We start from the raw sequence: 13,854 nt of genomic DNA, 5'->3' as shown, positions 1-13,854 counted from the left end.
TATGCAGTATTTGCCCAGTGGGAGGCATCGGGGCGGCACACGCTGTGCCTTACCGGTGCTTCTCGTGTGTTGTCAGTTCGTGCTGTTGTCGGCTCGTGCGCAGTCAGTTGGAGGAAGCCTAGATGTCCGTCGGAATACCTGGAGCACAGTCGCTGACGATTGAGGATCTTCCGAGACTGATCGCAGCCGTTGCCGAGGTGGAACCGGGCCGGCGCGCACTTGCTCACGGCGATACGGACATCAGCTACGAACGTCTCAACAGCGAGCTCACAACCCTCGACGCCGCGATGGGCGGCGCGTTGGGTGCCGACGCACTCGTCCCCGTTGTGATCTCCACCGTGCTACCCGAGTTGATCGCATCCCAGGAGGGCGGACTCGGCGCCGTCGTGGACGCCCTGATCGCCGACGCCACGTCTGTGGTTGCCGTCGACGTGCCGACCGTTGCCCCAGCAACCCTGGTGAGCCTGTTCGACGAGCAGGTGTCGCGAACACCCGACGCGATTGCACTCCGATTCGGTGACGCCGCGCTGACGTATGCCGAATTCGACGGCCGCGCCAATCAGCTCGCCCGCGAACTGGTCCGACGCGGAGTCGGGCCGGACACGCTGGTCGGTCTCGGTATCAGGCGGTCTGTGGAACTGCTGGTGGCGATGTACGCGATCGTCAAGGCGGGCGGCGCGTACGTGCCGCTCGATCCCGATCATCCGGCCGAACGAGTTGCCTACGTCCTCGATGTTGCGGCGCCGGTTCTGGTACTGACGGTGTCCACTGACGCACTGACACTTCCGGACGGTGTTTCCGTCCTCGAGATGGACACGGTGGACGTGTCGGTGCACTCGACCGAGCAACTCTCCGATGCCGACCGGCGATCGCCCCTGCGCGCTGAGAACCTCGCGTATGTCATCTTCACATCCGGCTCCACCGGGCGGCCCAAGGGCGTCGGGGTTGCCCACGGCGCCATTGTTGCCAACCTCGAGTGGCGGCAGACCGAATACGCCTTCGCCGCTGCGGATGTCATTTTTCAGAAAACGCCCTTTACGTTCGACGTGTCGGTGTGGGAGTTCTTCTGGCCGTTGCAGATCGGTGCATCGCTTGTCATCGCGGAGCCGGACGGCCATCGTGATCCCGCCTATGTCGCTCGCACCATGATCGAATACGGCGTCACGGTCGTTCACTTCGTGCCGTCGATGCTGGCCGTCTTTGTCGCCGAGCCCTCGGTTTCCGAGATCACCACTCTCCGTTACGTTTTTGCGTCCGGTGAAGCGCTTCCAGCTCAGACGGCGGCTCGACTGCGCGACGTCAGTTCGGCTGCGCTGCACAATCTTTACGGTCCAACCGAAGCTGCCGTCGACGTTACTTACTACGCAACAGGCGAGCAGGACGAGGTGTCCGTTCCGATCGGGCGTGCGGTAGCCGAAACCGAATTGCTCGTGCTCGACGACGCCTTGCGAGCGGTTCCTCCCGGCGTGCCCGGTGAGTTGTACCTGGCCGGTGTCCAATTGGCGCGCGGCTACGTCGCCCGCCCTGATCTCTCGGCCGATCGGTTTGTTGCACATCCCACCGAAGCCGGTGCCCGTATGTACCGTACCGGCGACCTCGTTCGCTGGCGCGGACTTGGCGCTCAGCGACTTCTCGAATACATCGGCCGCACCGACTTCCAGGTGAAACTGCGCGGGCTGCGCATCGAACTCGGCGAGATCGAATCAGCACTTCTCGACAACACTGCAGTGGCGCAGGCGGCTGTGCTTGTCCACTCCGACGCGGCGCTGGGTGACAACCTGGTGGCGTACGTGGTTCTCGCATCAGGAGTTGTGCTCGACACCGACGCTCTTGCACGTGAATTGGGTGGACGTCTACCGGACTACATGGTGCCGTCGCTGTTTGTCGAACTTGATGCGTTTCCGCTCAACGCGAGTGGCAAGCTGGACCGCAAGGCGCTGCCGGCACCCGAGTTCACAGCGCAGGTTGTCGAATACCGGGCACCGAGTACGCCGGTCGAGAAGACGTTGGTTGCGATCTTTGCCGATCTGCTCGGCCGAGACGACCTCGGTGTCGACGACGGATTCTTCGACCTCGGGGGCAATTCACTGCTCGCGACGCGAGTGGTGGCGCGCGCGAACGCCGAACTCGGCGTGGAACTCGACATGCGAGCTTTCTTCGATGCTCCGACGGTATCCGAATTAGCTTCTCTCGTAGGCGATTCTGCTGGTGGCGGTACCAGAGCTCCGCTGGTTGCCCAGGAACGCCCCGCGCAGATTCCGCTGTCGTTGGCGCAGCAGCGCATGTGGTTCCTCAATCGGTTCGATTCCGCGTCGGCCGTCGATCACATTCCGGTAGCCCTCCGCTTGAGTGGCGCTCTCGACGTCGAGGCCTTGCGCGGCGCGATCACCGATCTGGTCGAGCGCCATGAGAGCCTGCGCACCGTGTATCCCGAAATTGACGGTGTCGGATACCAGCAGGTTCTTTCCACGTCCGACGTCCCGCTGGACGTGACTCCGGTTGCAGTCACGGAATCCGACCTGATCAGTCGCATCACTGCCGTTGTCACCGAGGGCTTCGACGTCACGACGCAAGTTCCCTTGCGGGTGCGCCTGTTCCAGGTCGCAGACTCGGAGTATGTCCTTGTCTTTGTGGTTCACCACATCAGCGGTGACGGTTTCTCGATGGGGCCACTGGTCCGCGACGTTGTAACTGCCTACGCAGCTCGATCACAGGGCGCAGCACCCGATATCGCTCCTTTGGGGGTCCAGTACGCGGACTTCACGTTGTGGCAGCGCTCCGTTCTCGGTGACGAGAGCGACCCGGAATCGTTGATTTCACGCCAAATCGATTACTGGACGCATCAGTTGGCAGGGATGCCGGAACTGCTCGAACTGCCGACAGACCGACCGCGCCCGGCCGTGGCGACAAACCGTGGTGCGTCACAACAGTTCTCGATCGAGCGGAACCTGCTCGTCAAGCTCGAATCGCTGGCTCAGCAACACAAGGCTTCGGTCTTCATGGTGCTGCACAGTGCCATTGCCGTTCTTCTTGCCCGTTTGTCCGCCACCTCCGATATCGCGATTGGTACCCCGGTCGCAGGGCGTGGCGATCGTGCTCTCGACGACGTGATCGGAATGTTCGTCAACACGCTGGTGCTGCGCACCGAGATCGACTCTGCGAGTTCGTTCGTGGACGTGCTGAAAACCGCGCGCGCTACGGATCTTGATGCTTTCGGTCATACGGACGTTCCGTTCGAGCGCCTTGTCGAGGTCCTCGATCCCGCCCGTTCGCAGGCGCACAACCCACTGTTCCAAGTCATGCTGGCGTTTCAGAACCTCGGCCAGAGTGAACACGGCGCTACCGAGATCGGCGGGTTGACGGTCACCGGTGTCGAGCTGGAATCCGCGGTTGCCAAGTTCGACCTCCAGTTTACCGTCTGGGAAGACACCGAGCATGGCGGACTGTCGATCATGATCGATTACGCCACAGATCTTTTCGACTCGTCGACCATCGATTCTGTTGCCTCGCGGTTGAGTGCGCTTCTGGCCGCCGTCGCGGAAGATCCGGCGGTCGTGGTCGGTGACATCGATCTGCTGACCGTCGCCGAGCGCGAATTGGTAATAGGCACGTGGAATGCGACCGACCACGAGGTACCGGAAAAGACGCTGGCCGACATGTTTGTCGAGCAGACGCAACGGACCCCGGACGCCACGGCACTCGTCTACGGGGACGAGCTGCTCACTTATCGCGAATTCGCGGCCCGAGTGCATCGACTAGCCCGGATGCTGGTGACGATGGGCGTCGGACCTGACACGTTGGTGGGCCTGGCAATGAGGCGGTCCATCGACCTGGTTGTCGCGATGTACGCGGTGATCGAAGCCGGTGGAGCTTATCTGCCGATCGATCCCGATCAGCCCGCCGAGCGCAACGAGTACGTTCTGGAGACGGCCCGACCGGTATGCGTGCTGACCACCGATCGTGATGGTTTCACTGCGGGCACCACGGTTGTCTCGTTGGATTCGCTGGATACCGAACAGTTCTCGGACACTGCGCTGGCCGACACCGATCGGCTGACACCGCTCCTATCGGACAACATCGCGTACGTGATCTTTACCTCCGGTTCCACCGGTAAGCCGAAGGGTGTTGCGGTTTCGCATCGGGCAATCGTGAATCGTCTGGTGTGGATGCAGTCCGAGTACGGGCTGACCGAGAACGACGTGGTGTTGCAGAAGACGCCGTTCACGTTCGACGTATCGGTGTGGGAGTTCTTCTGGCCGTTGCAGGTTGGTGCTCGGTTGGCTGTTGCCGAGCCGGACGGACACCGTGACCCCGCGTACCTCGCCTCAGCCATTTCGGAGTACGGCGTCACCACTGCCCACTTTGTTCCGTCGATGCTCGACGTGTTTGTCGGCGAACCGTCGGTGGCGGCGTGTACTTCGCTGACGCGGGTCTTCGCGTCGGGTGAGGCGTTGACGCCACAGGTGGCGTCAACGCTGCGGAAGGTTCTTCCGGCTGTTGTCCTGCACAACCTCTACGGTCCGACCGAGGCCGCAGTCGACGTGACGTACCACGAGGTCAGCGAATCCGACGTCGCAAGTGTGCCGATCGGTGCGCCGGTCTGGAACACCCGGGCCCTGGTTCTGGACTCGCGGCTGCGTCCGGTGCCCGTCGGAGTTGCGGGCGAGTTGTACCTCGCCGGTGTTCAGCTTGCGCGCGGCTATCTGGCGCGGCCCGATCTGAGTGCGGATCGATTTGTCGCGGATCCCTTCTCCGGCAACGGTCAGCGGTTGTATCGCACCGGTGATCTGGTGCGGTGGAACAGTTTTGGTGAGATTGAGTATATCGGTCGAACGGATTTCCAGGTCAAGCTGCGTGGACTGCGCATCGAGCTCGGTGAAATCGAGTCGGCTCTACGCGATCACCCGGCGGTGTCCGGGGCGGTAGTGCTGGTTCGAAACGACCAACTGGTTGCGTACCTGACGCCCGCGCCGGGGGCCGTCATCGATTGGGACATCATCGCCGCGACGCTGTCCCAGCGGTTGCCCGGCTACATGGTTCCGGCCACCCATGTGGTGCTCGACGCGTTCCCGTTGGGCTCCGCCGGGAAGCTCGATCGCGCGCAGCTGCCGGATCCGGTGGCTCGTAGTGCCGAGTTCCAGGCGCCGGTCACAGATGTCGAAATTGCTGTGGCTCAGGTCTTCTCGGACCTGCTGAGCGTGGAACACGTCGGGCTCGGCGATAGCTTCTTTGCCCTCGGGGGTAACTCCCTCATGGCAACTCAAGTTGTTGCGCGGCTGGGACAGAAACTCGGCACCACCATCGGTGTGCGGACGCTGTTCGACGCGCCGACCGTCGGGGGCCTTGCTGCGCGTATCGATTCGGGAACCACAACAGCAGCGCGACCTCCGCTCACCGCACAGGTTCGGCCGGAGCGTGTGCCGCTCTCGCTCGCGCAGCAACGCATGTGGTTCCTCAACCGTTTCGAACCGGAATCGAATGTCGACAACATCCCGGCCGCACTGCGATTGAGCGGCGCGCTCGACATCACGGCGTTGCAGGATGCTCTCGACGATCTGGTGCGTCGCCACGAGAGCTTGCGCACCATTTACCCCGAGATCGACGGAGTCGGGTACCAGCAGGTGCTCGAACCCACTCGTCTGATCGACGTGGCACCGATCGACGTGGACGCCGATGACGTCGTGGCACAGGTTGCCAGTGTGGTGGCCCCCGGATTCGACGTGACCACCGAAGTGCCCATTCGTGTTTCGCTCCTGAGGATCGCTGATTCCGAGTTCGTTCTCGTATTTGTCGTCCATCACATCAGTGGTGACGGATTCTCGATGCTTCCGTTGATTCGGGACGTCGTCGCGGCGTACGGTGCGCGATCGGCCGGCGCGACGCCGCAGTGGGAACCGCTTCCGGTGCAGTTCGCCGATTTTGCTTTGTGGCAGCGCGAAGTCCTGGGTAGCGAGAGCGATCCGGACTCGGTGATTTCCGGGCAGTTCGACTACTGGCGAACACAATTGGCCGGCGTTCCGGATCAGCTCGAATTGCCGACAGATCGACCTCGTCCGCGAATCGCGTCCAATCAGGGTGCTTACCATGACTTCTCCATTGACGCGGATCTGCTCGCGCGTTTGAATGCGGTAGCGCAAGCTTCGAACGCGTCGTTGTTCATGGTTGTGCATTCTGCGCTTGCGCTGCTGCTCGCGAAGTTGTCGAGTACCACCGACATCGTGATCGGCACTCCGGTAGCGGGCCGCGGTGAGCAAGTGCTCGACAACGTGATCGGGATGTTCGTCAACACCTTGGTATTGCGAACCGACGTCGATCCGGCGTCGACGGTCGCCGACCTGATCCACCGTGCCCGTGAAACGGATCTCGGCGCGTTCGATCACGCTGATGTCCCGTTCGAGAGCCTTGTCGAGATCATCAATCCGGAACGGTCTCAAGCCCGAAACCCGTTGTTCCAGGTCATGCTGACGATGCAGAACCTCGGCGGCACCGGTTCGGAGTCGGCAGCAATGAACGGTGTTGTCGCGTCCGCCGTGGACATCGAATCACCCGTCGCAAAATTCGATCTTCAGTTGACGGTGAGCGAATCGCCGCAGGGCGGTCTTCTTGCGCAGTTCAACTATGCAACAGACCTTTTCGACGCGGCTACCGTGGAACTGTTTGCGCAGCGTTACGTCACGATTCTGCGAGCCCTGGCTGATGATTCTTCTGCCGTAATCGGCGACATCGACGTTGCGAGTGCCGACGAGCGTGCGCGAGTGCTCGTCGAATGGAACTCGACCGAGCACAGTGTTCCCGACTCCACGCTGGTTGATCTTTTCGACGCCCAGGTGTCGGTGACACCCGATGCGCCTGCGGTCACTTTCGACCGTGTGACACTGACATATGCGGAATTCGACGCTCGCATCAATCGTCTTGCACGCCATTTGATCTCGATCGGTGTTGGACCCGACGCCATGGTGGGATTGTCGATGCGGCGATCACTCGATCTGCTCGTTGCGATGTACGCGATAGCCAAGGCGGGCGGCGCGTACGTTCCGATCGATCCGGATCAGCCGACCGAACGTAACGAGTACGTGCTTGCCACCGCTGCTCCGATCTGTGTTCTCACGACCGAGTTGGATCGATTCGAAACGTCAGCCTGTCCGGTCGTTCACGTGGACACGATCGCCGTGTCCGCTCACTCGGACGCTGCGATCTCCGATGCCGATCGGCTGACACCGCTCCGGTCGGAAAACACCGCGTACGTGATCTTCACTTCCGGTTCGACCGGTAAGCCGAAGGGTGTCGCGGTGTCGCATCGGGCGATCGTGAATCGTCTGGTGTGGATGCAGTCCGAGTACGGGCTGACCGAGAGCGACGTGGTGTTGCAGAAGACGCCATTCACGTTCGACGTATCGGTGTGGGAGTTCTTCTGGCCGTTGCAGGTTGGCGCTCGATTGGTCGTTGCTGCAGTGGACGGACACCGGGAACCGGCATACCTCGCAGCTGCTATCGCAGAACACGGCGTCACCACTGTGCACTTCGTGCCCTCGATGCTCGAACTGTTTGTCGCAGAACCCGCAGTTCGCGGAGCGGATGCTCTGCGTCGGGTATTTGCCTCGGGCGAAGCACTGCCACCGCAGGTTGCGCAGGAACTGTGCGCACTCCTTCCACAGGCTCGACTGCACAATCTGTACGGGCCCACCGAAGCGGCAGTCGATGTCACGTTCCACGAGGTCACGCCGTCGGATTCCGAGATCGTCCCGATCGGGTCGCCGGTCTGGAACACTCGTGTCCTGGTATTGGATTCGCGTCTGCGCCCGGTACCGGTGGGTGTCGCGGGTGAGCTGTACCTAGCGGGAATTCAGTTGGCGCGCGGATACGTCGGGCGGCCGGACCTCACCGCAGATCGTTTTGTGGCCGATCCGTACGGAACCTCCGGCAGTCGCCTGTATCGTACGGGGGATTTGGTGCGGTGGAACAGCGTTGGTGAGGTCGAATACATCGGGCGGACTGACTTCCAGGTCAAGCTGCGCGGATTGCGAATCGAACTGGGCGAGATCGAGGCAGCACTGCGCGACCAGCCGTCCGTTGCGTCGGCCGCGGTGGCAGTGCGCAACGAACAATTGGTTGCTTACCTCGTGGGACACGCCGGCGGGGTAGTGGACTGGGCATCGGTCGAGGCGGCACTGGCAGCGCGACTGCCCGGCTACATGGTCCCGACGGCGCACGTGGTGCTCGAGGCGTTTCCGCTGGGTGCTTCCGGCAAGTTGGATCGGAAGCAGTTGCCCGATCCAGTAGCCCAGATAGCTTCTTTCCGTGCGCCGCGCAGCGCTGCAGAGCATGCGATCGCGCGGATTTTCTCCGATCTGCTCGATATCGAGCAGGTTGGGCTCGACGACGATTTCTTCTCACTCGGTGGCAACTCGCTCATCGCGACGCAGGTTGTCGCACGACTCGGCGAAGCGCTCGACACGACTGTCCCCGTCCGACTGCTGTTCGACGCGTCAACAGTTGAATCCTTTGCATCACTTATAGACTCGCTGTCCGGTAAGGGTGCCCGCCCGCCGCTGGTGGCGCAGGAACGACCGGAACTTGTTCCGTTGTCGATTGCGCAGCAGCGTATGTGGTTCCTCAACCGGTTCGACGCGTCCTCGGGTGTGGACAACATTCCGGTGGCCATCAGGCTGACCGGAGAGTTGGACATCGCGGCGATGCAGGCGGCGCTGGGTGACGTGTTCGAACGGCACGAGATCCTGCGGACGGTATATCCCGAGATCGACGGGGTCGGATATCAGCAATTGATGGATGTCGAGCGGATGATTCCGGATCTTTCGCCGGTACGCATTCACGAATCCGTGGTCATCGATCGGGTGGCAGGCGTGATTCTTCCCGGGTTCGACGTCACCCACGAGGCATCGGTTCGGGCGCAGCTGTTCGATCTGGGCGAGTCTGAATACGTCCTCGTTTTTGTGGTCCATCACATCAGCGGCGACGGCTTCTCGATGGGCCCGCTGATCCGCGACTTCGTCTCCGCGTATGTTGCACGCTCGCAAGGCCAATCGCCGCAGTGGGAACCATTGCCGGTGCAGTATGCCGACTTTGCGCTGTGGCAGCGGCAGATCCTCGGCAGCGAGGACGATGCGGAATCGGTTATCTCCGAACAAGTCAGGTACTGGCAGGAGCGTTTGGCCGGCATTCCCGTCCAGCTTGATCTGCCGACGGATCGCCCCCGTCCGCGCATCGAGTCGCACAGTGGTGCGGGATACAGCTTTTCGATCGACGCCGATGTTCGCGCCGGTCTCGATCGAGTTGCCCGTGAGGTCAACGCGTCGCTCTTCATGGTGGTGCACAGCGCCTTCGCGATTGTGCTCGCGCGGTTGTCCGGGACATCGGACATCGTGATCGGTACGCCGGCCGCCGGTCGCGGCGAACGTGCTCTTGACGATCTGATCGGAATGTTCGTCAACACCCTGGTGCTACGCGCCGAGGTCGACGCCGAATTGTCGTTCGCGGACCTTGTCACCCATGTCCGCGACGCGGATCTCGGTGCGTTCTCGCACGCGGACGTCCCCTTCGAACGGCTCGTCGAAATTCTCAACCCGGAGCGCTCTCAGGCCAGGCATGCGTTGTTCCAGGTCGGTCTTGCGTTCCAGAACCTGCAACGGTCGGTTCTGCAGTTGGAGAATCTGGACGTAGCCGACTTCGCGTTGCCGGACCTGATGGCGAAAGTCGATCTGCAACTGACGTTGATCGAGTCCGAGTCGTCGGGCAACGGGGGACTGACCGCCCAGTTCACGTACGCGAGCGACCTGTTCGACGAGTCGACAATTGCGTCTCTCGCGAACCGCTTCCTGCGCGTTCTGCACGCTGCGGTCGCCGACTCGTCGCAGGTGGTCGGTGATATCGATATCATCGAAACATCTGAGCAGGCAGAGATTCTCGAGTGGTCACGGGGCAGCGACGAGAGCCGGATAGACGCGTCACCGATGGCGCTGTTCGCGCAGTACGTCGACACCGATCCGTCGGCGTGCGCAGTGGTGGCCGGTGACGTTGAATTGTCCTACGGGGACCTCGATGCGCTGTCTTCGGTTGTGGCTGCGCAACTCGTCGACGCCGGCGTCCGTCCTGACGACGTTGTCGGATTGATCCTGCCGAGGTCGTGGCAGTGGGTAGTGGCGATGGTGGCCGTGTGGAAAGCCGGTGCCGGCTATCTTCCGATCGATCCCGCTCTTCCGGAAGAGCGGGTGAGCACTCTGCTTGCTGACACCGCGGCACGGTGCGTGGTGGCGACAGTGAAGCCTGTCCTCGATCTTCCTGTGGTGCTGATCGGTGACGAACCTGTGGTCACTGTTGATGTACCGGCCTGGGTCGATCACTGGCGTGAGGACGGCGCGGATGCCCGAGTCGGCTACGTCATTTCCACTTCCGGTTCGACCGGGCGACCGAAGCCGACCGTCGTTCCGATGGCTGGTATCGCGAATACCGTTGCGTGGTATCGCCAGTCGCTTCCGCCACGTGCCGGGGTGGCAGTGGCGTCGTCACCGAGTTTCGATCTCACGCAGAAGAACGTGTGGGGACCACTGACGAGTGGTGGAAGTGTGCACCCGGCACCCGCGGGCTTCGACCCGAGCGAGATTCTTCGCGTCATCGCCGATGAGCGGGTCACGACGGCAAACATGTCGCCCAGTGCGTTCGACGCTCTCATCGATTCCGATGCCGACGATGTGCTGGCAAGCCTCGAGGTGGTGTTCCTCGGCGGAGAGTCGATACAGATCAGCCGTCTGGGGGACTTGCTCTCGCGCGGAGTTCGAATCGTGAACAGCTACGGTCCGACCGAAGCGTCGGATGTGGTGTCGTTCCAGCAGGCGACGCCGGCGGACACACTTGGCGTTCCGATCGGCTCACCGGTGCCGAACATCGATCTCTACGTGCTGGATTCACGCTTGGGTCTTGTTCCGTCCGGAGTGGTCGGCGAGCTGTACGTCGGTGGTGTCGGTGTCGGCCGTGGGTACGGTAACCGGTACGACCTGACTGCGGAACGGTTTGTTGCCAACCCCTTCGACGTGGCCGGCGAGCGCATGTATCGAACCGGCGACCTCGTGCGTCGCACCACCGCTGGTGAACTCGAGTACATCGGGCGCACGGACTTCCAGGTCAAGATCCGTGGGTTGCGCATCGAACTAGGCGAGATCGAAGCGGCGTTGAACGCTGTGGAATCCGTCGGGACCGCCGTCGTGACCGTGCACTCCGATGCGGCGGTGGGGGATCGGTTGGTCGCCTACGTCGTCGGTGTACCTGACGCCGTGATCGTTCCGGAAATCTTGAGGGACGCTGTGGCGCAGCGACTGCCGGAGTACATGGTTCCGTCGGCGTTCATCGTCCTCGACTCGGTGCCGCTCAATGCGAACGGCAAGATCGATCGTCGACGCCTGCCCGATCCGGTGTTCGACACGGCGCAGTACCGCGAACCGCTCACCGTTGCGGAGAAGGCTGTTGCAGTTGTTTTTGCCGACCTCCTCGGTGTGGACCGGGTCGGACTCGACGACGATTTCTTTGCGCTCGGTGGAAACTCGCTCATCGCAACGAGGCTCGCGGCCCGTCTCGGCCAGGCGCTCGATACCACCGTTCCGGTTCGGATGCTGTTCGACGCCACGACGGTCGAGGCACTGGCCCTCGCCATTGCGGCGTCCGTGGGTTCTGGTCGACGAAAGTCGCTCGAGGCCGCCGAACGGCCCGATCGGTTGCCTTTGTCTCTGGCGCAGCAGCGAATGTGGCTTGTCAACCAGATGGACACGGCCGCAGGAACGTACAACATTCCGATGGCGCTGCGGTTGACCGGCGACCTCGATATCGACGCGTTGCGGGCCGCGCTGCGCGACGTCACTGACCGGCACGAATCGCTCCGGACGTTCTATCCGGCTGACGACAATGGACCCACGCAACGGATTCTCGATGTCGACGAGGCACCGCAGTGCGCCGTCGTCGCCGTCGGTGACGAATCCGAGTTGTACGCACGCGTCGCCGCTGTGATGTCGACGGGATTCGACGTCTCCACCGAAGTGCCTGTGCGAATGGAACTTCTGCACTGCGGGACCGGCGATTACGTCTTTGCCCTTGTTGCGCACCACATTGCCGCCGACGGTGAGTCGATGGCGCCGTTGGCGCGCGACATGATGATCGCGTACGAAGCCCGGACCAGGGGAAGTATTCCGGGGTGGAGTCCGTTGACCGTGCAGTACGCGGACTTCGCGCTGTGGCAGCGTGACGTCGTGGGTACGGCCGACGAGATCGGTAGTGTCGCTGCCGCTCAACTCGAGTACTGGCGGAGCAAGCTTGCTGCTCTTCCCTCGATGGCCGGACTTCCGACGGATCGCCCCCGCCCGAGTGCTGTGTCACCGGCAGCGGGTGCTGTCGAGTTCACCGTCAGTGAGGAGATCCACGCGAGGTTGGTAGAGATCGCCCGCGAACGGAATGCAACTGCCTTCATGGCATTGCACGCCGCACTGGCCGTGCTGGTTTCCCGAGTGGGGGCGACCGACGACTTTGCGATCGGCACCGCCGTGGGTGGGCGAGGGGAGCGCGCCCTCGACGATCTGGTTGGAATGTTCGTGAACACGCTAGCCTTGCGGACACACGTCGACCCTGCAGCAAGTTTCGACGATCTGGTTGTTGCTGTGCGCGACGTCGATCTGGAAGCCTTCGGGAAAGCCGACATCCCCTTCGAAGAGGTATCCGAAGCGTTGGGTGCATCGGCCGATGGACTCTTCCAGATCATCTTGTCGCTGGAACCCGCTGGCGGAGCTGAGTTCTCGCTGCCGGACTTGACGATCAGCGGCGTCGAGTCGCCCGTAGTGACCACCAAGTTCGACCTGCAACTGACACTCAGTAGCGCAGCGGACGGATACGGACTCTCCGGCGTCTGGATCTACTCGACTGATCTGTTCGACCAGGGAACCGTCGAATCGTTCGTGGAGCGTTTTGTTCGAGTACTCGAACAGGTCACCGACAACCCGTCGGCGCCGGTCGGCGATATCGAATTACTCACCGCAGCAGAGAAAGACGAGGCGGTCGGCGCGAGCGTTCAACCGAGCGCGCCGAGCGGGTCGAGTGCGGCGCTCCTGCCGCAAGTGCTGGCGTCGGTGGTCGAGGCCGATCCGGAAGCTCCGGCAGTTGTCGTCGGCGACGAGGAGATCGACTACGCCGGCGTCGATTCACGGTCCTCGCAACTTGCGCGGCTGCTCATCGAGAATGGCGTCGGCCCCGGAAACATCGTGAGCCTGTCCGGTCTATCGGGAGCAGACGAAGTGGTGGCGTGCTGGGCAATTGTCAAGACCGGCGCAGCGGTAGCAGTCGGGAAGGCCGGAAAGACTCCGGACTCTGTCGCGATCACGCCGGAAACACTCGGCGCCGCAGGCTCACAGCCCACGCGGGCAATCAGCTACGCCGACCGCATTCGTCCGCTCACTGCCGACGACACCGCATTCCAGGTGTTCGGAGATGGCGCCTGGGAGCAGACGTACGGAGAACTCACCGCAACCTTGGCGACCTGGTGCGAGAAGTACACGATCGACGTGGAGTCACGTGTGCTGCACTCCGGTGCATTCGACGCGAGCGGACGGGTTCCGGCAATTCTGCTCGCCGCGGCGGCGGGTGCTGCGTGGGTGGTGGCAGCCGGCGATGTCGAATCACTCGACGACCTGCTGGCCGACGAATGGGTGACGCACGCGGTCCTGGCGGTGCAGGACGCTGCGAGCGTCGATCACAGCGAACTGCCGGATCTCGGACACGTCCTCGACGAGCAGAGCCCACAAGCCTGGTGATGCTGTGTACCGCGAGTGGTGGAACTCATATCCACTCGCGGTACACGGCTGT

1 protein-coding gene is annotated in these 13,854 nt (G+C 62.5%); it reads left to right on the top strand.

All coding sequences use genetic code 11. The features are described from left to right. Positions 1-122 precede the first annotated feature (122 nt). Entirely contained in the window at positions 123-13,802 is a 13,680-nt protein-coding gene (locus tag FFI94_RS21210) for a non-ribosomal peptide synthetase (RefSeq protein ID WP_138869545.1), read from the top strand. The last annotated feature ends 52 nt before the right edge of the window (positions 13,803-13,854 follow it).

Source organism: Rhodococcus sp. KBS0724 (assembly GCF_005938745.2).
GTDB lineage: Bacteria > Actinomycetota > Actinomycetes > Mycobacteriales > Mycobacteriaceae > Rhodococcus_F.
Note: the sequence above shows the minus strand (reverse complement) of the source record. Positions and strands in the feature narration are given on the sequence as shown.

Excerpts from the sequence above, each read along its gene's own strand:
- FFI94_RS21210 (WP_138869545.1), top strand. The coding sequence starts at position 123 with ATGTCCGTCGGAATACCTGGAGCACAGTCGCTGACGATTGAGGATCTT.